At 72.5% G+C, this 21,381-nt stretch carries 16 protein-coding genes and 1 pseudogene; 12 read left to right on the top strand and 5 right to left on the bottom strand.

What is annotated here, in order from left to right:
• Window positions 1–91 precede the first annotated feature (91 nt).
• From AB0N16_RS12765 to AB0N16_RS12780, 4 genes and pseudogenes are all read left to right on the top strand, one after another.
• A pseudogene (locus AB0N16_RS12765) lies at window positions 92–227 on the top strand (MerR family DNA-binding transcriptional regulator); the annotation flags it as partial.
• A gap of 344 nt (window positions 228–571) precedes the next feature.
• Window positions 572–1,819 (top strand): neprosin family prolyl endopeptidase, encoded by a 1,248-nt coding sequence (locus AB0N16_RS12770; RefSeq protein WP_365795877.1) that lies wholly within the window; start codon window positions 572–574, stop codon window positions 1,817–1,819.
• Between the two features lie 171 nt (window positions 1,820–1,990).
• The gene (locus AB0N16_RS12775) at window positions 1,991–3,472 is read left to right on the top strand and encodes an acyl-CoA synthetase (RefSeq protein ID WP_365795879.1); all 1,482 of its coding nucleotides are present in this window, start codon (window positions 1,991–1,993) and stop codon (window positions 3,470–3,472) included.
• Window positions 3,465–5,075, top strand: coding sequence for a carboxyl transferase domain-containing protein (locus AB0N16_RS12780; RefSeq protein ID WP_365795881.1), 1,611 nt, complete (start codon window positions 3,465–3,467; stop codon window positions 5,073–5,075). Before AB0N16_RS12775 ends, AB0N16_RS12780 begins: the two co-directional genes overlap by 8 nt.
• Here the strand turns inward: AB0N16_RS12780 and AB0N16_RS12785 are convergent.
• The gene (locus AB0N16_RS12785; RefSeq protein ID WP_365795883.1) at window positions 5,038–5,175 is read right to left on the bottom strand and encodes a hypothetical protein; all 138 of its coding nucleotides are present in this window, start codon (window positions 5,173–5,175) and stop codon (window positions 5,038–5,040) included. The two genes, AB0N16_RS12780 and AB0N16_RS12785, sit on opposite strands and share 38 nt — an antisense overlap.
• A gap of 200 nt (window positions 5,176–5,375) precedes the next feature.
• On the opposite strand from AB0N16_RS12785, the gene AB0N16_RS12790 reads away from it, so the two are divergent.
• Together AB0N16_RS12790 and AB0N16_RS12795 are read left to right on the top strand one after the other, a co-directional pair.
• A complete protein-coding gene (locus tag AB0N16_RS12790) occupies window positions 5,376–5,714 on the top strand; it encodes a CU044_2847 family protein (protein ID WP_365795885.1) in 339 nt (112 codons plus the stop codon).
• Window positions 5,715–6,089: 375 nt separating this feature from the next.
• Window positions 6,090–7,127: a rod shape-determining protein gene (locus AB0N16_RS12795; protein ID WP_365795887.1), complete on the top strand. Its 1,038-nt coding sequence runs from the start codon at window positions 6,090–6,092 to the stop codon at window positions 7,125–7,127.
• Window positions 7,128–7,149: 22 nt separating this feature from the next.
• On the opposite strand, the gene AB0N16_RS12800 is transcribed toward AB0N16_RS12795, so the two are convergent.
• A complete protein-coding gene (locus AB0N16_RS12800; RefSeq protein ID WP_365795889.1) occupies window positions 7,150–8,088 on the bottom strand; it encodes a sensor histidine kinase in 939 nt (312 codons plus the stop codon).
• Between the two features lie 1,009 nt (window positions 8,089–9,097).
• On the opposite strand from AB0N16_RS12800, the gene AB0N16_RS12805 reads away from it, so the two are divergent.
• Window positions 9,098–11,986 carry an AAA family ATPase gene (locus AB0N16_RS12805; protein ID WP_365795891.1) on the top strand — a complete coding sequence of 963 codons (2,889 nt, stop codon included), beginning with the start codon at window positions 9,098–9,100 and terminating at the stop codon, window positions 11,984–11,986.
• A gap of 140 nt (window positions 11,987–12,126) precedes the next feature.
• Entirely contained in the window at window positions 12,127–13,752 is a 1,626-nt protein-coding gene (locus AB0N16_RS12810; RefSeq protein ID WP_365795893.1) for a S53 family peptidase, read from the top strand.
• Window positions 13,753–13,851: 99 nt separating this feature from the next.
• On the opposite strand, the gene AB0N16_RS12815 is transcribed toward AB0N16_RS12810, so the two are convergent.
• A complete protein-coding gene (locus tag AB0N16_RS12815) occupies window positions 13,852–14,643 on the bottom strand; it encodes a hypothetical protein (RefSeq protein ID WP_365795894.1) in 792 nt (263 codons plus the stop codon).
• Between the two features lie 512 nt (window positions 14,644–15,155).
• On the opposite strand from AB0N16_RS12815, the gene AB0N16_RS12820 reads away from it, so the two are divergent.
• The 3 genes from AB0N16_RS12820 to AB0N16_RS12830 are packed head-to-tail and all read left to right on the top strand — an operon-like array spanning window position 15,156 to window position 18,104.
• Complete coding sequence (locus AB0N16_RS12820; RefSeq protein ID WP_365795896.1) at window positions 15,156–16,856, top strand: GH25 family lysozyme; 1,701 nt, start codon at window positions 15,156–15,158, stop codon at window positions 16,854–16,856.
• A 38-nt stretch (window positions 16,857–16,894) separates the two neighbouring features.
• A complete protein-coding gene (locus tag AB0N16_RS12825) occupies window positions 16,895–17,320 on the top strand; it encodes a hypothetical protein (RefSeq protein WP_365795898.1) in 426 nt (141 codons plus the stop codon).
• A 34-nt stretch (window positions 17,321–17,354) separates the two neighbouring features.
• Window positions 17,355–18,104 (top strand): D-Ala-D-Ala carboxypeptidase family metallohydrolase, encoded by a 750-nt coding sequence (locus tag AB0N16_RS12830; protein ID WP_365795899.1) that lies wholly within the window; start codon window positions 17,355–17,357, stop codon window positions 18,102–18,104.
• A gap of 69 nt (window positions 18,105–18,173) precedes the next feature.
• On the opposite strand, the gene AB0N16_RS12835 is transcribed toward AB0N16_RS12830, so the two are convergent.
• Together AB0N16_RS12835 and AB0N16_RS12840 are read right to left on the bottom strand one after the other, a co-directional pair.
• The gene (locus AB0N16_RS12835; RefSeq protein WP_365795901.1) at window positions 18,174–19,268 is read right to left on the bottom strand and encodes a helix-turn-helix domain-containing protein; all 1,095 of its coding nucleotides are present in this window, start codon (window positions 19,266–19,268) and stop codon (window positions 18,174–18,176) included.
• 451 nt (window positions 19,269–19,719) lie between these two features.
• Window positions 19,720–20,085, bottom strand: a complete 366-nt coding sequence (locus tag AB0N16_RS12840; protein ID WP_365795903.1) for a hypothetical protein — start codon at window positions 20,083–20,085, stop codon at window positions 19,720–19,722.
• 692 nt (window positions 20,086–20,777) lie between these two features.
• Here AB0N16_RS12840 and AB0N16_RS12845 point away from each other — a divergent pair.
• Window positions 20,778–21,314 carry an STAS domain-containing protein gene (locus AB0N16_RS12845; RefSeq protein WP_365795905.1) on the top strand — a complete coding sequence of 179 codons (537 nt, stop codon included), beginning with the start codon at window positions 20,778–20,780 and terminating at the stop codon, window positions 21,312–21,314.
• Window positions 21,315–21,381 lie beyond the last annotated feature (67 nt).

Here is a 21,381-nt window from a genome sequence, read left to right on the forward strand (position 1 = left end):
TGCCGTACCGCAACCGCGGCCGCCCCGTTGACCTTCACCTTCGGTGAAGCCCCGGCATCGGTGGCAGACGCCGAGGAACCCGAGGTACGGCATGGAGTGGCTGACCATCGACGCCTTCGCGAAGGCCTGCCGGCTGTCGCCGAAGGCGCTGCGCCGGTACGACGAGCCGGATCTGCTGCGGCCCGCCCGGGTCGACCCGGACACCGGCTACCGGCTACCGGTACTACACCGCCGAGAAGCTTTCGGCGGGGAACGTGCTGAACCTCCTGGAGGACGCGGTGCGTTCCGCGGACGAGGCCGTGCGGGCCGTGGCGGAGGGCAGCACGGACGTCGGGCTTTCTTCGGGCCGCCGAATGGCCGGCGCCGCCTCCCTCTCACCTCTATTACGAAAATGCCTCAGCAACCACTTGAAACACCCCCTGGAACCACTCGAATGGACGTATGCGGGGAATAGGCGGCCAGATTACCTTGAGGACAAGTGAGTCGTCACCGACGTGCCGCCGGTACGCAATTCCGACGATCCGGCCGCCGATCACTCGGCCACCACATTCCTACACGGGAGCGTCACCCCATGACCGCTACTGTTTCCCCGCACCCCTTCAATGAATTCCTCGAATCCGTCGCGTCGGCCAGATATGAAGAAGTGCGCCAATTTCCCGGCGCCGCCGTCGAAAGCGCATCCGCCTTCGAGGAGATGAAGGCGTATGTCATCGATCTGTACAGGGGCGTGAACGCCGTCGAAAGTTTCGTCGAAACCGACGGCCAGGTCATCGACTGCGTCCCTGAGGACCGGCACCCTGCCGCGCAGCGCTGGGGCGGTCTCGCCGCCGCACCCGCCGAAGGTCCGCCTCAGGTGGCCGAAGCCGGCGAGCCGACGCCACCGGACCCCAGATCGCGGGAGATCGTGCACCCGCGCCCGCAGGATCCCGAGACCGCTCGGGCCTTTCCCGCCGGCACCACGCCGCTGTACCGCACCACCCTGTCGCGACTGTGTCAATTCCCGAACCTGGCGGCCTTCTCGGGGAAGAACCACCTCATCGAGCGCACTGCACCCGACACGGTCGAGCTGGGCGGGGAACCATACCCGAAGCGATACGCAACCGGTGAGCAGAACATCAAATCCCTGGGCGGGTCGAGCAAGGTCAATGTGTGGAGCCCATTCGCCGGCGGCGGGCAGTCGACCTTCAGCCAGCAGTGGTACTACGCAGGACAGGAAGGCACCCTCCTGCAGACAGTGGAATGCGGTTGGCATATCGACATCTCCCGGTACGGCAACGCCACACCCCACCTTTTCGTCTTCGCGACCCGGGAGAGCTACCACACCGGCCATTCCTTCTACAACCTGGAGGGCGGCGCGTTCCTTCCTGTCGCCAACCCCTATGTGACTCCGGGAGCCCCCCTGCTGGTCTCGCAGCAGGGCGGAACCCAGGTCGAGTACAAGATGGGTTTCTATCTCACCAACAACGCGTGGTGGTTCTATTTCGACGACCATCCGATCGGCTGCTACCCGGTCTCGTGGTTCAACAACGGGCCGCTGACCACCGGAGCCACCCGCGCCAAGTTCGGCGGCGAGGCCGGATCCATTCTGTCCACGTGGCCCCCGATGGGTTCCGGGCTGCACGCCAGGGAGGGCTTCCGCAAGGCCGCGTACCAACGGGCGGCAGCCGTCAACCCCGTGACCGGCGGCGCGGTGTACGCGACCCTGTCGGAGGCCGGATCGGTCTTTGGCCCCTGCTACTCGGTCCAGATCACCAACAACACGGCGTCCGACTGGGGCACCTACCTGTTCTTCGGCGGCCCCGGCGGGAACGGCTGCTGAAACCGGAGAGGGCGGCGCGTGTCGTCGCTTCATGGGGGCTTGTCGGCCGGTGAGTGGGCGACCGGACAGTGTGATCAAGGCCGAGGGCCGGAGTGCGGGTGGGGCGGTTCCGGAGGGGGTGGCTGGTGTAGGAAGGGGTTGTCGAGGTTCCGACCGGTGAGGAGTCGTCGCGTGTCCCTTCTGTTTCCGGCCCTGGTGGACGGTCCGGGCGAGCGCAGCGAGACGGGGGTTCCCCCGGACGAAGTCCGGGGGAAGGTCGCCCTGCGGTTCGGCGCTCGGTCGCTGACGTACGGGCAGCTCGCCGCCGCCGCGGGCGCCCTCGCCGGCCAGGTCCGGGACGCCGGCCGGGTCGCCGTCTGGGCGACCCCGGAGCTGGAGACGGCCGTCGCCGTCGTCGGCACCCTGCTCGCCGGCCGGGCCGCCGTGCCGCTCAACCCCAAGTCCGGCGACAAGGAACTCACGCACATCCTCTCCGACAGCGCGCCAGCCGTGGTGCTGGCCGCACCGGGGGCCGAACTCCCGGCAGCCGTCGCCGCCCTGCCGCGTATCGACGTCGACGTGCGGGCCGTCGGCCCGGTCCCCGAGGACCACACCACCGAGACCGACCCCGCCCTCGTCGTCTACACCTCCGGCACCACCGGCCCGCCCAAGGGCGCCGTCATCCCGCGCCGGGCGCTCGCCGCCACCCTGGACGCGCTCGCCGACGCCTGGCAGTGGACCGGCGACGACGTCCTGGTGCACGGGCTGCCGTTGTTCCATGTGCACGGGCTGGTGCTGGGGATTCTCGGGCCGTTGCGGCGCGGTGGTTCCGTGCGGCACCTCGGGCGGTTCGACACCGACGGGGTGACCCGCGAACTGACCGAGGGCGCGACCATGCTGTTCGGCGTCCCCACCATGTACCACCGGATCGCCGAGGCCCTGCCCGACGACCCCGCGCTGGCGAAGGCCCTCGGCCGGGCCCGGCTGCTGGTCTCCGGCTCGGCCGCGCTGCCCGTCCACGACCACGAGCGGATCGCGGCCGCGACCGGGCGGCGGGTCGTGGAGCGGTACGGCATGACGGAAACCCTGATGAACACCAGCGTCAGGGCCGATGGGGAGGCGCGGGCGGGGACCGTCGGGGTGCCGCTGCCGGGGGTGGAGCTGCGGCTGGTGGAAGAGGACGGGACCGCGATCGCCACGTTCGACGGGGAGACCGTCGGGGAGATCCAGGTGCGCGGTCCGAACCTGTTCACCGAGTACCTCAACCGGCCCGACGCCACCGCCGCCGCCTTCACCGCCGACGGCTGGTTCCGGACCGGCGACATGGCCGTGCGCGAGCCCGACGGCTATGTGCGGATCGTCGGCCGCAAGGCCACCGACCTGATCAAGAGCGGCGGTTACAAGATCGGGGCCGGTGAGATCGAGAACGCGCTCCTGGAGTATCCGGGGGTGCGGGAGGCCGCCGTCACCGGGGAGCCGGACACGGATCTGGGCGAGCGGATCGTCGCCTGGATCGTCCCGGCGGATCCGCAGTCCCCGCCCGGGGAGCGTGAGTTGGCGGACCATGTGGCCGGCCGGCTCGCCCCGCACAAGCGCCCGCGTGTCGTCCGCTACCTGGACGCGCTCCCCCGCAACGACATGGGGAAGATCATGAAGCGGTCCCTGGGTGTCTGAGAACCGGCCGCACCGGCTCTCCGCCCGGCAGTTCCTCGACCTCGTCGCCGACCCCGGCACCTTCGCCGAACTCCCGCACCCGGCACGGGAGTCCCGGCCCGACGGACCCCTCGGCTGGCAGGGGTACGACGCCTCGCGCGCCCGTGCCGCCGGGCGCACCGGCGAGGCGGAGTCCGTCGTCGTCGGCACCGCGCGCGTCGAGGGCACGGCGGCCGTGCTGATCGTGTTCGAGTTCGGGTTCCTCGGTGGCTCGCTGGGCGAGCGGACCGGGGACCGGCTGGAGGCGGCGTACGCGCATGCCCGCGGGCACCGGCTCCCGGTCGTCCCGCTGGTAGCCACCGGCGGCAGCCGGATGCAGGAGGGCATGCTCGCCCTGTCCCAACTCCAGCGGGTGGCCCGGCAGTCGGCGCTCACCCGGGAGGCCGGGCTGCCGCAGATCGCGGTCCTGCGCGATCCGACGACCGGCGGCGGCTGGGCCACCCTGGGCGCCGGTGCCGATGTGATCCTGGCACTGCCCGGGGCGCAGGTGGGCTTCGCGGGCTCCCGGGTCCGCCCGCCGGACGCGGACCCGGCGGCGTACACGGCCCAGGCGCAGCTCGCGGCGGGGTCGGCGGACGCCGTGGTGCCGCTGGAAGAGCTGAAGGCGACGCTCGGGCTGTGGCTGCACCTCCTCACGAACCCGGCCACGGCCCCCGCGGACCCGCCGGACGCCCTGGGTGACACCGGCCTGGGCGACACCGGGCTGGGTGACTCCGGCCTGGGCGATACCGGGCTGGGTGACTCCGGCCTGGGTGACTCCGGCCTGGGCGACACCGGGCTGGGTGACACCGGCCTGGGTGACACCGGCCTGGGCGACACCGGCCTGGGCGACACCGGCCTGGGTGACACCGGCCTGGGCGACACCGGCCTGGGTGACACCGGGCTGCCCAGCACCGGCCTGCCCGCCACCGGATGGCAGGCCGTCCAGCGGGCCCGGTCTTCGCGGCGGCCGCGTGCCCTGGCCTACTTGGACGCCTGGTTCGGTGACCGCCGGGGCGCCCTCGTCGGCGACCGGTGCGGCGGCGCGGATCCGGGCGGGATGCTGTGCGGGTTCGGCGAGCGGGACGGCCGTACCGTCGCCTTCGCCGCGCAGACCGGCACGGCGACCCGGCCCGCCGGCTACCGGACCGCGACCCGTCTGATACGGCTCGCCGACCGCCTCGGGATCCCCGTGCTCACCCTCGTCGACACCCCGGGCGCCGCCAACGACGCCGAGGCGGAACGGCAGGGCGTGGGCGCGGCGATCGCGGAGCTGTTCGGCGCGGTGGCTTCCGCCCGTACGCCGATCACCACCCTGGTCATCGGCGAGGGCGGCTCGGGCGGCGCGCTGGCGCTGGCCGCACCCGGCAACACCTGGGCCACGCCCGACAGTTACTTCTCGGTCATCGCCCCGGAACTGGCGGCGGCGATCCTCAAGCGCCCCCCGGAGGAGGTCGAGGCCACCGCCGGCCAGCTGCGGATCCGGCCGCAGGACCTGGTGGAGCTGGGGGTGATCCGGGGCATCGTGGGTCACCCCCGGAACCGGGTCACCGCACCCCCACCGCCCGGACGATCTCCTGGATGACCGAGCCGCCCCGGTCGTCGCTCGCCGAGGCGCGCAGCGAGACGTACGCGACCCGCGGACAGGAGGGCCGCCCCACGCCCGATGGTTGGTCGTCTCTCATCCACGCCTCTTCTCGAAGGACGCGATCAGGTGCGTCGAGCGCTGGGAAGAGTGTCACGGCGCCGGTGCCGCACGGGTGTTGAGCGGTGCTGGCGGGAAGGTGCCCGGGCGGGTTTCCGCCACAGCGCCGGGACAAGGGGCGTCGCCTCCGGACACAATGGACCGGTTACGGGGTCGAGGACACGGGGGAGCCAGGGCGCCATGGCGAGAATGATGGAGTTCAGGACCGAGGACGGTGCCGTCGTCCTCGTGGAGTCGGCCGAGGGCGTCGCCGGCAGCCGTCCGGTGTCCCGCGACGGCGGTACGGGACCGGCGGCGCAGGCGGCCCGTTCCTTCGAGGGGGCCCTGGACGGGGTGCGGGCGGCGGCCCAGTCCGCGCTGCGGGTCTTCCGGGACGGCGCGCTGCGGCCCGACTCGGTGGAGCTGGAGTTCGGGGTGAAGCTGACCGCGGAGGCGGGTGCCGTGATCGCCAAGGGCGCGGCCGAGGGGCAGTTGGTGGTACGGCTGAGCTGGGCCTCAGGGGCTGCCGAAACGACATGACCCGGCCGTCTGCACGGAGGCGTCCACGGGCCGGGACGGGCCGCACTCACCGCTGATGCCCGACCGGCACGTGGTGTCGCGGGCCCTGTGCACCTCGGCGTCCGTCCCTCGAAGTGTCTGATGGTCGGCGCCACCGAAGCCGAACGGCAGGCGGCCCGGCAGGCCGACGTTCCCCTCTTCCACGTCGGCGGCGAACCGGGCCTGCGTCCCCTCCTGGCAGCCGCCCGCACCCTGTAGTCGGGAAACCCCCCATTCAGCCGCGCCCCGCCCGGCCCTCCCCCGAAGGCGCGCCGTCCGGATCCCCCGGAGGATGCGAAGCAGGCCGCCGACCGGCGGTGCCACCCCGTACGGCCCGCGCACTCGGGAGGATCTGCCGTGACCGTCAGTCTGGAGCAGTTGCGCCGTTGCCATTTCGCCGTCGATCTGGGGGCCGCCCGCACCCGGGTGTACGTGAAGGGCATGGGCCTGGTCGTCGACCAGCCTTCCGTGGCCGCCGTGAACACCCGGACCGGCGCCCTGATCGCCGTCGGTGAGTTCGCGGAGAAGATGACGGGCCGGACGCCCGACTACATCCGCGTCGTGCGCCCCATCTCGGGCGGTAGCGTCGTCGACATCGAGATCGCCCAGCGGATGCTGCGTCATCTGCTCGGCGACAAGATCCGCCGTTCGCTGCGCCGCAAGCCCCGGCTGCGGGCGGCGGCCTGCACCCCGCACGACGCCGACCCGCTGGCCCAGCGCGCGACCATCGAGACGCTGGTGGGGCTGGGGGCGCGGCGGGTGGAGCTGGTCGACACGCTGATCGCCGCCGCCGTGGGGTGCGGGATGCCGGTGGAGCGCCCTGAAGCGACCATGATCCTGGTCTGCGGGGCCGCCGCGACCCAGGTCGCGGTGCTCTCCCTCGGGTCGATCGTGTGCGCCGAGCGGATGCCGGTCGGCGGTGAGGCCGTGGACCACGCGATCGTGCAGCACCTGCGGCACGAGCACGAGCTGATGCTGCCGAGCCAGTCGGTACGGCCCCTGCAGCTCGCCCTGTCCGGGAACGGCCTCACCCCGCACGGCCCGGCCTCCACCGAGATCCACGGCCGGGACGTGGCCACCGGTCTCGCCCGCAGCGTGCGGGTCGACACCGCCGCCGTACGCGATGCCATCCAGACGCCGCTCACCGGGGTGCTGGACGGGATCGGCAAGGTGCTGCGGGACTGCCCGCCCGACCTGGTCGCCGATCTCGCCGACCGCGGGATCATGATGGTCGGCGGCTCGGCGCTGCTCCCCGGTTTCGACCAGTTGCTGCGGCAGGCCACCGGTATGCCGGTGCACATCGCGGAACGTCCTGACGTGTGTGTCGTCCAGGGCATCGGCGCGATGCTGGAGGGCCGCATCGAACCGCTGGTGCTGGACCCGCTGGCCGCCTGACGGGCAGGCCCGGGGCCGGTCGTCAACTGCCCCGCCCCACCAGGCATCTGATCGTCGTGCCGGCCGTCCCCGTGTGCACGCGCACCAGGTCCGCCACCAGGTTCACCAGCAGCAGACCCCGCCCGCCCGGCTGGTCCCGGGCCGCGGGACGGCGCCCCGCCAGCGGGTCCGTCAGATGCCCTTTGTCCGCCACCTCGCACACCACGTACTCCCCCTCCCCCCACACCCACAGCGTGCCCGAACCGCCGCCGTGCACCACGCTGTTGGTGGTCAGTTCGGCGGTGATCAGGGCGAGGTCGTGCAGACGGACGCCGGTCAGGCCGAGGCGGGCCGCCTCAGCGGTCGCGAAGTGCCGGGCGGTGGGGAGGGAACCGGCGTCGAAGGCGAAGGCCACGGAAGGGGCCGGTGGCAGCGGCCGGTTGTAGCGGGCGAAGACGGCCTCGGGGGCGTAGGCGACGCTGGTGTGCGGCTCGGGCACGCCGGGGATGCGGTACAGCGGGTGGGTGGCCTGGGCGTCGGCCACGGTACGCGGGTCCAGGCGGGCGGTGTCGTACGGGCACAGGACGGTGATCTCGCGGCCCCGGAGCGCCGTGTTGATCACGGCCTCGTACTGGACGCAGGCCGGGTACTCGGCGGCCGTACGGCCGGGCCAGACCGGCTCGCCGACGACACGGACCCGGCGCCCGGGCGGCTGGGCGTCGGCGAAGGCGTGCACTACGCCGGGGAGGATCCGGCCGGGGTTGCGGCCGGCCTGCCGCATGTCGAGGAGACGCACGGGTCCGGTGTCGGCGCCCAGCGCGTCACGGAGCAGCCGGAGGTTCTCCCCGGGTACGGCGACGGCGACCGGTTCCCCGGCGGCCAGCGCGTCGTGGACGAAGGGCACCGTCCCGGCCAGGTACTCGTCCTCGTCGCCGTAGAACAGGGCGGAGTGGACGAAGGGGCCGGACGGTGCGTCGTTCATGAGGAGGGCACCTCGTGCGGTGCCGGTGGGTTGGTCACGGCGCCTCCCTGCTACCGGTTCGTACGGCTGCCCCGTGAACACCGGCCGCAAACCGTCCCGCCCGCCACGGGACCGACCGGTGCGGGAGCAGCCGGTGCGGAAGCAGCAGGTGCGGAAGCAGCAGGTGCAGGAGCAGCCAGTGCAGGAGCAGCCAGTGCGGAAGCAGCCGGTGCGGAAGCAGCCGGTGCGGGGGTTCCTAGTACGGCAGGATGCGCCCGGAAGGCGTCCTGCGGTCGATCTCCTGTCCCCGGGGAGCGGGCCGACGAACAACGCGCACGCGAATCCGACCGTCCATGACGCCCTCCTCTTGCCGAGCCCTGACCGGGCCTGCCGTCCGGTAGGAGGGCCATGCCCCGCGACCGGCACCTCCAAGCCTCATGAGCGCCGCGAGTTGGCAAACCGCCGCTCCCCTCGCCCTCATCCCGTTCGGTCTGTCGGGCATCGCTCGAAATCTCTTACCGCTGCCATGCTCTTCGTTTGACACTCTCGCAACGTGACGTCATCTCCACGCAACGACAAGGGACTTGGCAGGCAGGCGCACATGACGCACACCGCAGGCCCGCCCGGCCGCGCGAGACGCCGGACGGCGCGGCTCGCCGGGCTGACCGCCGCCTCGGCGCTCCTCGCCCTCCAAGGCCCCGCCCTCCCCGCACCGGCGGCGGTCCGGGCCACCGCCCCACACCGACGGCCTCGCCCTCTGATTCCCCTCGACGCGGCCCCCGGAGCCGCCGCCACCATCCCCGACGCCTCCGGCACTACCGGAGGCCGGGCGGCCACCGCCCGGTGCTCACCGTCACCGAAGGCGACGGAGGCAAGGCCACCGTGACGGTCCCCGTCGGACCGCGGTCCCGCGCCATGTGAACCGGCGGCTCGCTCACCGACCGGGCTCGGACGTGGACGGGGGCGGGGGCGGGTCGGGGAGGTGACCGATGTCATTGACAAGCCGATCATCGACGGTTGTCATGAACACATGCTTCTGACCGGGCGCCGTGCGCTGCTCGACGCCGCCCGAGTCCAGGCGGCGGCACGGCCCGGAGTGCTCCTCCACGGTCCGGCCGGCATCGGTAAGTCCACGCTGGTGACGGCTCTCGCCGGGGCCCTGGCCGCCGACGTCCCGCCGGCCGGCACCGTACTGCACTGCTCGCCCGCCGAGGAGGAGACCCGGCTCCCGTTCGCGGGGCTCATCGGCCTGTTCGCACGGGTCCCGGACAGCTGCCTGGACACCCTGCCGCCCGAGCCCCGGACAGCGCTGCGGGCGGCCCTGCTGCGCGGCCCGGAGCCGGCGGACGACCGGGGCCGTCTCGCGGTACGCGTCGCCGTCCTCGACGCGTTGCGCGCCCTGGCCGCCACCGGCCCCGTCCTGCTCGTCGTCGACGGTCTGCAGTGGCTCGACGAGCCGACCGCCGAGGTCCTCGCCTTCGCCGTACGCCGTCTCGAAGGTCCCGGCATCCGGATGCTCGCCGCCGAACGGGTGGCGGACGGCGGACAGCCCGAACGGCTGCACTGCTGCCCGCCCGGCACCGTCGAACTCCCCGTGCCGCCCCTCACCGACGGCGAGACGGCCCACCTCGTCCGCGCCGACCTCGGTACCGACCTGCCGCCGGCACTGCTGCGGGCGGTCCAGGAGACCGCCGCGGGCAACCCCTGGTACGCGCGGGAGCTGGGACGGGCCGCCCGGCACGCCCCGGCGACCCTCGGTTTCGGCGCGACCCCGCCCGTACCCCCGAGACTGCGCAACCTCCTTCTGGAGCAGGCCCGTTCACTGCCGGAGACGGTACGGCACACCCTCCTCGTCGCGAGCGCCGCCGCCCGCCCCACCCTCACCCTGCTGCGTGCCGCGGGGCTCCCCGATCCCGCCGCGGACCTCGCGGAGGCCGAACGGCTCGGCGTCGCGACGGCCGACGCCGACGGGATCGTACGGTTCCGGCACCCCGTACTACGCGCGGCCGTGCAGGCCGACGCCCCCGAGCACGGCCGGCAGCAGGCGCACGCCCTGCTGGCCCGCGCGGCGGCCGAGCCCGTGGAGCGGGCCCGCCACCTCGCGCTCGCCCGCCCGTACGAGGACGAGGCCACCGCCCGCACCCTGATGTCCGCGGCCGAGTCCGCCCGCGGCGACGGCTCCCCCGGCGCCGCCTTCGAACTGGCCGCTCTCGCCGCCCGCCGCACCCCCGCCGGCCGCCCGACGGAACGTGCCGAACGGCTGCTGGCCGCGGCCGAGTACGCGTGCGACGCCGGGCGCCCGGAGGAAGCGGGCGAGGCCGCCGGGACCGTCCTCGCCCGGTCGGGCTCCGCGGCACAGCGGGTGCGGGCCCGCCTGGTCCTGCTGCTCGGCGCCGGACAGGCGCTGGAGAGCGCCGAGGACCTGATCGCGGAGGGCCTCCGGGACGCGGCCGGCGATCCGCGCTCCGAGGCACGGCTGCACCACTGGGCCGCCGTACGGGGGCTGCTCTGCGGGGAGTTGGCGGAGGCGGCCGGGCAGGCCCGGCGGGCGGCACGGCAGGCGGCCGCGGCGGGCGACACGGACACCAGGATCGGGGCGCTCGCCACCCTCGCCCGGGTGCGGTCCCTGGCCGGGGAGCCGGTCGCCGCCGACGCCGCGCTGGAAGAGGCGCTCGCCCTGGTCGGCGGCGCCGGCGGCGGACCGGAGAGCAGGCGGCTGATCCGGATGCGGGCGATCCTCGCCCTGGACTCCGACCAGGTGACCGAGGCCCGCGAGCAGGTCGTCCGGCTCCTCCAGGAGATCGGCGACTCGGCCGGGGCCGAGGAGGTGACGGCGACCCTGGTGGCGCTGACCCGGATCCAGGTCCGCGCCGGGCACTGCCGGGAGGCGCTGCGCACCGCGGCCCGCTGCTCGCGCGCCCTGCCCCAGGCGGCTCCGGCGCTGTACGCGGCGGCGCTCGCCGCGACCACCGGCGGAGCCGCCGACGAGGCACGGCGGCTGGCCGCGCGAGCGGTACAGGCCTCGGAGGCCGACGGCGACCGGCTGTTCCTGCTGCGCGCGCTTGCGGTGCTCGGGCAGGCCGAACTGCTCGGCGGCGATCCACACGGGGCGGCGGCCGCGGTCGAGGCGCTGCAGCGCGTCAAGGAGCTGGGCGAGGCCATGTGCGCCGCCGACCCTCCCCTGTTGCACTGGTACGCCGACCTGGCCGAGGCCCTGGTCGTCCTGGGCGAGACGGACGCGGCCGGTGCCGTGCTCCACGACGCCCACGCGCGGCTGCCGGACGGCGCGCCCGGCAGCGTACTGGCGGCGCTGGAACGGGCGGCGGGCCTGCGCGAGGCGGGCCTCGGCCGGGCGAAGGAGGGAGCGGTACGGCTGCGCACCGCCGTCGAACGCCTCCGTCACCTCCCGCTCCCCGTCGAGCTGGCACGCACCCTGATCGCACTCGGCGCGGTCGAGCGCCGGGCCCGCCGCCGCAACGCGGCCCGCGAGGCGCTCGCCGAGGCCCTGGAGACGGCGACCCGGATCGGCGCGGCCCCGCTCGCGTCCCGGGCCCGGGACGAGCTCGCCCGGCTGGCGGCCGGGGAGCGCGGCGCCGAGGCGGGCGCCGGCGGGCCCGAACTCACGCCCGCGGAGGCGAGGATCGCCGAACTGGTCGGCGGCGGGGCGACCAACAGGGAGGTCGCCGCGGAGCTGTTCATCAGTGTCAAGACGGTGGAGGGTGCGCTGTCCCGGGTCTACCGCAAGTTCGGCGTCCGCTCGCGCACCGCGCTGGCGCACGCGATGGCGGTCGCCGTCATCGCGTCCGGAGCGGCGGTGGACGCGGTCGACGACGACCAACCCGTCCCCACGGCAGCGGCCATGACGATCAGTCAGCCCGCGCGCGTCCGCGTCCCCCGCACCTTCGACACCCGCAGTTAACACGCAACGCAAGGGTTACCCCGCTTATGGGGGCAGGGCCGCAGTTCCTACGGTGATCCCGTTCCGGTCGAGGGATTCCGCTCGCGGGATTCCGTTCGCGGGACACCTCCCCACCCCCCACCCCCCACCGGAGGACTTCAGTGAAGTCACGCCTGAAACTGCTCGGTCTGGTCGCCGCGCCGGCCCTGGTCACGGCGGTCGTCCCCGCCGCCTACGCGTCCGACGCCCCGCACACGGCCCGCGCCGCCGTCGCCGGGGACGTCCTGCCCGGCCTCAAGCACAACGCCTCCCGCACCGGCAAGGTCGCCGCAGGCCAGCGGATATCGGTGGCGATCAGCCTGACCCCCCGCGGCGGTACGGCACTTGACACCTTCGTGGCCAAGGTCAGCGACCCGCACTCGGCCTCGTACGGCCACTACCTGACGAAGCAGCAGTTCGCGGCCCGGTTCGGCCGGACCGACGCCGAGGTGAAGAAGGTCAAGGACTACCTCCGCTCGCAGGGGGTCACCGTCGGCAAGGTGCACTCGGGCAACCTGCTGGTCGACGCCAGCGGCACCGCCGCCCAGCTGCAGAAGGCCTTCGGCACCGAGCTGTCGACCTGGAAGGACGCCGCCTCGGGCCGCGCCTTCTACGCCAACGACAGCGCGCCGACCCTCCCGTCCTCCCTCGCCTCCCTGGTCAGCGACGTGGCGGGCCTCAACAACCGTGTCCAGCTGCACCACCAGGCGACCCCGCACACCGTCTCCCCGCACGACGGCCCCGGCGGCGGCTACACCCCCGCCCAGCTCAAGGGCGGCTACAACGTCTCCAGCACGTACACCGGCAGCGGCCAGAAGATCGCGCTGCTGGAGTTCGACGGCTTCCAGCAGTCCAACATCACCAAGTACGACACCAACTACAGCCTGGGGTCGCCCACCCCGACCGTGTCCAAGGTGGACGGCGGCTCCGGCTCGCTCGGCGACGGCCAGGTCGAGGTAGAGCTGGACATCGAGGTCCTGCACGCGATCGCCCCGAAGGCGAACGTGACGGTCTTCGAGGGCCCCAACTCCGACGCCGGCGAGGTCGACACGTACCAGGCCATCGTCGACAGCGGCATCCCCACCACCTCGATCAGCTGGGGCGCCGCCGAGAGCCAGCGCACCACCTCCAACATCAACGCCGTGGACGCCGTCTTCAAGACGGGCGCCGCCGAGGGTCTCGGCTTCTACGCGGCCTCCGGTGACGACGGCTCCGACGACGCGGGCGACGGCGGCACCTCCGTCGACTACCCGGCCAGCGACCCGTACGTCACGGGTGTCGGCGGCACCAAGCTGACCGTCACCTCCGCCAACGCCTTCAGCAAGGAGGTGGCCTGGTCCGGCGGCGGTGGCGGCAAGTCCTCCGTCTTCAAGATCCCGAGCTGGCAGACGGCCGTCCAGAAGAGCGCGGGCGGCGGCTACCGCCAGGTCCCGGACGTCTCGGCGCACGCCAACCCCAGCCCCGGCGTCTCCATCTACTCGCAGGGTTCCTGGTCCTCGGTCGGCGGCACCAGCGCGGCGGCCCCCGAGTGGGCGGCGTTCGCGGCGCTCTACAACCAGCAGGCCGCGGCGAAGGGCAAGGCCAACCTCGGCTTCGCCAACCCCGCCCTCTACACGGCGAGCGGCACCGGCTTCCACGACATCACCAGCGGCAGCAACGGCGCCTACTCCGCGGCCTCCGGCTGGGACTTCACCACCGGCTGGGGCTCGTACAACGCCTCGACCCTGGCCACGAAGCTGCTCGGCTGACCCCATCTCCTGCAGCACCGGGCGCATCCGGCCCGGCCCCGGCCCCGAGTCCTGCCTTCGGACCCGGGGCCGGGCCTTTCCTCCGGACGAGGCGGTCCGTCACCTGACGTCGACGAAGTCGCCCGCGGCGGTGGCCGGGCCGGTGGTGGCGGTGCCGGGGAAGAGGAAGCGGAAGTAGCCGTCCGTCTTCGCCCCGGTCGTGGTCCTCAGCGTGCCGCCGCTGCCGCTGGTGACGGTCTTCAGGGTGGTGTACGCGGAACTGCCCTTCTTGCGGAACTGCAGCCGTACCGACTGCCCCTGGTAGCCGGTGTAGCCGCCGCTCTCCCAGTTGGCGCGGGTGAGCCTGCCGGTGACCGTGACGGTCCCGCCCTTCTTCACCGGCTCGGGCGAGGCGTTCACCGTCACCTTGGCCAGCCGCTGGATCCGGGCCGTGCCGGCGACGTCGGTCTCCGTCCAGTCGTCGTTGGTGTCCTGGGCTCCGGCGAGCACCTTCCAGGTGCCGGCGAGGCCGTTGTGGCGGACGTCCCGTGCGGCGTCCACGGCGAAGCTCACCTCGCAGGTGACGGTGGTGCGGTCGGCGGAGGCCGCGGTGCACGTACCCGCCGGCGGGTACAGCGGCAGGATGCCGTCGGCGTCGTCGGTGTTCGGTCCGTGCCACAGGTAGGCCCAGGACGCGGCGACGCCGTCCGGGTCCTCGGCCGTCCAGGTGATCGTGACGGTCTTTCTGGTGGTCAGGCCGAGCACGACGTCCTTGCCGCCGTTGACGACGACGTCCGAGAACGCCGTACCGCCGGACGCGGCCCGGTCCGCCGCCTGGGCGGTCGCCGGAATCACGGACACGGCAAGGGCGGTCGTCAGGGACGTGACGGCGACGGCCGGGCGGATGCGCATGGAGTCCCCCTTCGGGATGGTCGGCCTCGCCGTCTCGTCGTACGCGAGGCCTGATGGTGTGTCACCGGTGGCTGGTGCCGCGACCGCAAAGGTTCACCGGCTCGCGACGCCCGGCACGGCACCTCGCCGCGTTGTCGCACCACTCGAGTACATCCCGTACGCGGGTGATGCTCCGCCTTGCGATGCACCGCACCGATGCACCGCACCGGACGCCGCGAGCTTCCCGGCAAACCCTTCCGGTCACAGCTCTAGACCCGCGAGGGTCGGTCCGGGTTGCCCCGTTCTCCGGACCGATGTCCGCATCCGCCGGGCGAGCGGCCCGACCCGGCCACGACGGACCTCGCCGTCTGCTGTCCCGACCGCGTCCCAGCGGTGAACGGTCCCCGCAGGTCACAGGCGTTGCGACTGTCCCGGCGTCCCTGTCGGGGAGCAGCGGAGCCGCTGCGGGACCAGCCCTGCCAGCCTGTTCCCTGCCGGGGCCTCCCGGTCACCGATCTGAGGGGGAACACCAGATGGGACGAAGGACGCTTCTGCGGGGTCTGACCCTCGCCGTGGCAGCGGTCCTGCCTCTGTACGGGCCCACGGCGGTGCAGGCGGCGCAGTCCGCCGCGGCCGCCGCGGTCGCGGTCTGCGGGCACACGAGCGCACAGCCCACACTGCAGCGGGGCTCGACGGGGGACCCGACCGTCGAGGCACAGTGCGAGCTCGATCTGGCGACGAAGCCGAGCCGGTACACGCCGATCGCGGCGGACGGCTCGTTCGGGCCGGCGACGGAGACGCGGGTCAAGGAGTTCCAGCGGTGCGCCGGGCTGGACGCCGACGGTGTGCTCGGCCCGCAGACCTGGGCGGCACTGAACACCTGGGCCGCCCAGCCGCACACCTGCGCCACCCAGGGCACGTCGGGCACGGCGCAGACGACCGTGTGCGGCCACACCGACACCCGGCCGACCCTGCAGAAGGGCGCGAAGGGCACCGAGGTCGAGGAGGTGCAGTGCCGGCTGAATCTGGCCATGGAGCCGTTCCACTACCCGCCGCTGACGATCGACGGCGACTTCGGGGGCGGCACCGAGGGCCGGGTCATCGAGTTCCAGCACTGCGCCAACCTCAGCGCCGACGGCGTCGTGGGCCCCAACACCTGGGCGAAGCTGGTGGACTGGGCCGCCCGTAACACGTACTGCACGCCGCCGCGCCCGGCCGGCTACTCCATCGACGGTCTGGACACCGCCAAGTACCAGCACCCCGGCGGCGCGCCGATCGACTGGAAGGCCGTGAAGGCCTCGGGGGTCGAGTTCGCGACGGTCAAGGCCACCCGGGGCCTGAACGTCACCGACGAATACCTCGCCACCGACCTGCCGGCGGCCAGGGCGGCGGGGCTGGCCGTCGCGCCGTACCACTTCTACACGGGCACCTCGCCCGGCACGGGTGCCGCGCAGGCCGACCGGTTCATCGCCGCCGTACGGGCGACCGGCTACACCGGACAGCGGGCGGGCGACCTGCCGCCGGTGTTCGACCTGGAGCGCATGGACGACGGCACCGGACGCTGCCCCACCTACGGCACGGTGGCCGACGCCAGGGCCTGGCTCGACAAGGTGGAGGCGGCCTTCGGCCGCACCCCGGTCATCTACACCCAGAAGTCCTTCCTGGACGACTGCCTGGGTTCGACCACCGCCTTCGCCCGGTATCCGCTGCAACTCGCGGACTACCGCCAGTCGATCACCCAGCCACCCGTACCGAACGGCTCGACGACCTGGGCGATGTGGCAGTACACCGACGCCGCGCTGTTCCCGGGCATCCAGGCACCGGCCACCGCCGACGTGTTCAACGGCACCCAGGCCGATCTGGACCGGCTGGCCAACCGCGCCTCCGGTCCCACCGCTCCGGCGCCCGCCTCGGTGTCCGGCGCCTCGGCCGCCACCGCCGCCACGAGCTGCTACGGCGGGGCCGTCACGGTGCGCTACGGGGACGTGCTCGACTTCGGCCCCTACTGGACCACCGACCGCTGCAACGACATCAACATGCGTGTCACCGGCGGTACCGCGGACTACGTGAACGCCTGCGTGAAGTTCGCGAAGACCGGCGTCTGCAACCGCTGGACCAAGGTCGGCCGGAGCTGGACGACCATCGCCACCGACGTCCTGGACGGCACCAGGTTCACGGTGCCCAACGGCGTGCCCCTGGAGGGCGACGACGCCGTCGTGCAGATCGCCTTCTGACCCCTCGCCCACCCCCTCGCCGAACGGAGACCACCACCATGATCCGGATCAGGACACTCCCCGCGGCTCTGATCACCGCGGCCGCCCTGCTGGCAGTGGGCGTCGCGCCCGCCTCCGCACAGACCTCGGCCGCCTCCGCCGCCGCCGTCAGCTGCTACGGCGGCGCGAAGACCTTGACGTACCACTACCAGGCGGCCGCCAAGGAGTACGGCACCTACACCACGTCCTCGCGGTGCAACGACATCAACCTGCGGCTCATCACGGACGAGCCGGGTGTGTACCTGGACGCCTGTGTGGTGTTCATCGACCACACCACCAAGTGCAACAACGGCGACGCGTACACCACCCACGGTACCGAGTGGGGGACCGTCGCCACCGACGTCCTGGACGGCACCCACTTCGTCCTGCGCGTGCACGCCTACGACATCGACGCGCAGAACGTGACGTTCCAGATCGCCTACTGACCTCTTCTTCCCGACTTCTCCCGAAAGGACGACCATGACCTCCTCCTTCCGTCCCATCGACCGCCGCAGCATGCTGCGCGGCACGCTGGCCGCCGGTGCCGGCATCGCCTTCGGCCAGCTGCTGTTCTCGGGCACCGCACAGGCCTACGCGTGGTCGCGCACCCTGGAACAGGGCGCCACCGGCGCCGACGTGACCGAACTGCAGATCCGGATCGCGGGCTGGGCGGCGGACAGCGCGAGCCACAGCCGGGTCGGCGTCGACGGCGACTTCGGCCCCGGTACGGCCGCGGCCGTGAAGCGGTTCCAGGCGGCGTACGGTCTCACCGCCGACGCCAGCGTCGGGCCCAACACCCAGGCGAAGCTCAACGCCCTGGAGCAGTCGGACGGCTCCACGCTGCACTTCAACTGGAGCGAGTTCTACAACCAGACGGACGGCACCTTCAACGGCGGCAAGCTGAGCGCGTCGCAGGTGAAGGAGAACGTCCGGCGCTGCATGTACAAGCTGGAGGCGCTGCGCAAGAAGCTGGGCGACAAGCCGATCACGGTCAACTCCGGCTTCCGCAGCATCGCGCACAACGCCGAGATCGGCGGGGCCAGCGACAGCATGCACCTGTACGGCACGGCGGCCGACCTCGACGTGCCGGGCGTGGCCACCAAGACCGTCTACCAGAAGGCGGAGACCTGCGGGTTCTCCGGGCTGGAGACGTACACCGTCGACCACCAGCACGTCGACAGCAGGGCCGACCTCGGCCGCGACTGGTGGTGGGAGAACGGCACGGTCTGACGCCGCTCTCGGGGGAGCGGAGCTCCGGGTACCGCCGCTTCGGTACCCGGAGCTCCGGGCTTCGGCGTCTCAGCGCCTGCTCTTCGGCGTGCCCGTCGGCGTGCTCTTCAGCGCCGCCTCGCAGGAGGGCCAGTCGTGGAAGTCGTGCCGGACGCTCCACAGCCGGTGGGCCGCCCTGATGTTCCAGTCCGGGTCGAACGCCCGCAGCGGGGTGCCGTCGAGGTCCCGCAGGCGGGCGTCGGAGATCTGGAACACGCCCCAGTTGCGGCTGCCGTTGGTGTTGGGCAGTACGTACAGCGGGTCGAGGAACGACGCGCAGCGGGCGACGGCCACGGCGGTGTCGGGATCCTCGGCGAACACCTCACGGATCCGCCGCGCCACCTTCGCCGGCGACCAGGTCGTCATGCTCACCTGCTGTGCGTAGAGCGCCTTCTTGGTGGCGTCGTCGACCACGTTGGTGGCCGGCAGCCCCGCCAGCACCTGGAACGCGGTCAGCCTGCGCAGGGTCTCCGGCCCGAAGTCCCCGTCGACGGCGAGCGTGCCCCTCGCCCGGGTCAGCAGGGTCTGGACCTCGCGCACGCACTCGTCGTGCTGCCCCATGCTCACCGACCCGCACGCGGGTGAGTACAGCAGCCCGCCGCCGGTCGCCGGCGCGTCACCGGCGGAGCTCCCGACGGGCAGCCACACGAAGCCGGCCACCAGCACCACCGCGACCACGGCGGCCAGGATCGCGGGACGGGAGGACAGCCGCACGGCCCACCGGGACCGGCGCGGCTTCACGGTCTCTTCGGGGGTGGTCTCCGACCCGGTGCCGTCGCCGGGTCCGGCGCCCGTCCGCGCGGGCACGGTGGGCTCGTCCTTCTCCGCCCGCGGTTCCCGCTCCGGGTTCTCCTCGACGGTCGCGGCCGGTACGTCCCGGTCGGTGTCCGCCAGCGCCCACAGCCGGTGCAGTTCGCGGAGCTCCTCCGCACTGGCGCCGCACACCTTGGCAAAGGCGTGCACCACCCGGTAGTCCGTCGGGACGCTGAGGCCGGAGCAGTACCGATGCAGGCTGGAACCACTGACGCCCGCCTCCTTGCCGAGACGGTCGTACCCCCGGCCGCTGCGGTCCTTCAGCATCCGCAGGTGGGCGGCGAACTTTTCGGTCCGCGGAGAGGCAACCACGCGTCCCCCCTTGCTCAGGCCTTTACTGACGGGTAGAAGCTACACCGCGTGGATGGCGTGCGTACGCCCTTTCGATATCGCCATAAGGCCGTCAACGACCGTTCTTACAGCAATATTTGACTGCACGTCAGTAATGATCGTCAGCTCGTTTCGCGTCACCGGGGAATCCCGCCTCCCCGGCGGCCCGGGAATTCGTCGGCCACCTCGCCCCCGGCGGGCCTCCGCCCCGCGGACCACCCGGGCCGGGGCGGGAGCGCACTCCATGGCCAGATCGCGCTCGCCTCGATGATGAACCCGAAGCTGACGCCGACGGAGGAAACGCGCGTGCGCCTCTGCGCGGAGAACGTGGCCGGAGTCCTCCTCACCGGACTGTCACCGCCCAGTTGACGGCACGTCCGACACCGTCACCACCGCCGCAGCCCTTACCGGCCGTCGCCCGGGGCGGCGGATCTCAGCCCTGGAGGAGTTTCGCGACGCCTTCGCCTGCCTGATCGGCCGCGGTGTAGAGATCACGGACCTTCTCCAGGTGGCGACCGAGGACTTCCAGATAGCCGACCGGGATGTCGCCGTGGCGAAACGTCCTCGCGATCTCGTCGGCGTGGTCGGCGACGGACCGTTCGGCGTCTATGGAGACCAGGAAACGGGCCGCGACCGCCACCTCGTCCGGCGGGAGGTAGAAGCAGGTGGTGCCGAGGCCGTCGTCACCGAGGAGGTCGCCCATGGTGAGGGGAAGTTCGCTGATCTCCTCAGGCCCCTGAGCCAGCAGGATCTGCTCCAGGACTTCCCACTCACGGCCGAGGAAGCACTCGTCCTCCACACCGCCGCGTTCCCCCGAGAATCCGGATACGACATGCCGGAATCCCTGGTCCGCATCCGCGGCGGAAATCGCTCGAAGCGTCATATCCATCGCCAACTACTCCGACCACTGCGCCCACTCCGACCCACAGGTCTCAGAGAACCTCATTCTACCGTCGGCTCACGGGATGACAGGGAGCGGCGACAGGATGCCGCCTCCGACCGGATCACGCCGGTTCTGACGCGTCAGCCCCTGGCACATGCCGGTGAACCCGGAGGCGCAGACCGGTCTGTACCGTGCCATTCCAGACGGCCGTCGGTCACCGCGTTTCGCGCCGCCTGCCCAAGTGCCGTGCCGGGGAGGGGACGTACCCGCGGGGCAGCGTCTCCTGGCATCGCCCCGGTACGAGGAACGGACGGCTTCGAACCGCCCGCCGGGCCGGGTTGAGGACTATGCTGCTGTACGGACGTCCCAGACCCTGGCGACTTGTCGTTGATCGACACAGATGGCCGCGGGAAGCGGAGTCTTCGTCCGCCACCTGGCGCATCACTGGAAGGAACCGGGTGGATCCGCTCTTCTGTAACACAGGTTGCGGACCCAGCCGTTGCTTCACCTCCGCCGAACCCACGCCCTGGCCGGCAGCGCGCCAAGGAGGCCGGGATTCCCCGGCCTCACCGCGTCCGCTGCCGTACGGTCCTCCGAACCGAGGCGTCATGCCCCTCCCCCAGCTCACCGTCTACCGTCATGACCGAAGGAAACGGGCACTCATCACCCTGGCCGGCGAGATCGACCTGGAATCCGCCCCGCTGGTGCGCAGGGCACTGGCGCAGTGCCTGAGCGACGGTATCCGCATCATCGACATCGACCTCATTCCCGTCACCTTCTGCGACTGCAGCGGCCTCAACACCTTCCTTCACGCCGCGCAGAAATCCACCGAGGCCGGCGGAACCCTGCGACTGCACCACCCGCCGCCGACACTGACCCTGATACTCGACCTGACCGGCTCCGGGTTCCTGCTCCTCGGCGTTCCGTCCGGACATCTGTCGCCTCCTCCCGGGGGTGTCCCGGCTCCGGCCGCCCCGGCCACCCCATCCCGCCGCACCGGACACATCCGCTTGCCTCTGTACTCCCCGGTGATGCGCGGTGACCGCCCGGCAGGGCAGGGACAAACCCGAAAGCGCCATGACAGCGAGTCGTCCATCGTGGACGCGGTCCGGTTGCGCCGGGTCAACCGCCGGCAGGCGCAGTGACAGAACCCGGCTCTTTACCGTTCGGCGAGCGGTGACGTCAGAACTGCTCAGGGAGCAGGCCGATTGA

Origin of the sequence: Streptomyces sp. NPDC051105 (assembly GCF_040682795.1) — a bacterium.
In the GTDB taxonomy this organism is placed as follows: Bacteria; Actinomycetota; Actinomycetes; order Streptomycetales; family Streptomycetaceae; genus Streptomyces.

Bases quoted from the DNA above. Each gene is read 5' to 3' on its own strand.
- AB0N16_RS12825 (WP_365795898.1), top strand. From the start codon at position 16,895: ATGATCCGGATCAGGACACTCCCCGCGGCTCTGATCACCGCGGCCGCC.
- AB0N16_RS12805 (WP_365795891.1), top strand. From the start codon at position 9,098: ATGCTTCTGACCGGGCGCCGTGCGCTGCTCGACGCCGCCCGAGTCCAG.
- AB0N16_RS12800 (WP_365795889.1), bottom strand. From the start codon at position 8,088: ATGAACGACGCACCGTCCGGCCCCTTCGTCCACTCCGCCCTGTTCTAC.
- AB0N16_RS12830 (WP_365795899.1), top strand. From the start codon at position 17,355: ATGACCTCCTCCTTCCGTCCCATCGACCGCCGCAGCATGCTGCGCGGC.
- AB0N16_RS12770 (WP_365795877.1), top strand. From the start codon at position 572: ATGACCGCTACTGTTTCCCCGCACCCCTTCAATGAATTCCTCGAATCC.
- AB0N16_RS12845 (WP_365795905.1), top strand. From the start codon at position 20,778: ATGCCCCTCCCCCAGCTCACCGTCTACCGTCATGACCGAAGGAAACGG.
- AB0N16_RS12815 (WP_365795894.1), bottom strand. From the start codon at position 14,643: ATGCGCATCCGCCCGGCCGTCGCCGTCACGTCCCTGACGACCGCCCTT.
- AB0N16_RS12820 (WP_365795896.1), top strand. From the start codon at position 15,156: ATGGGACGAAGGACGCTTCTGCGGGGTCTGACCCTCGCCGTGGCAGCG.
- AB0N16_RS12785 (WP_365795883.1), bottom strand. From the start codon at position 5,175: ATGAGAGACGACCAACCATCGGGCGTGGGGCGGCCCTCCTGTCCGCGG.
- AB0N16_RS12790 (WP_365795885.1), top strand. From the start codon at position 5,376: ATGGCGAGAATGATGGAGTTCAGGACCGAGGACGGTGCCGTCGTCCTC.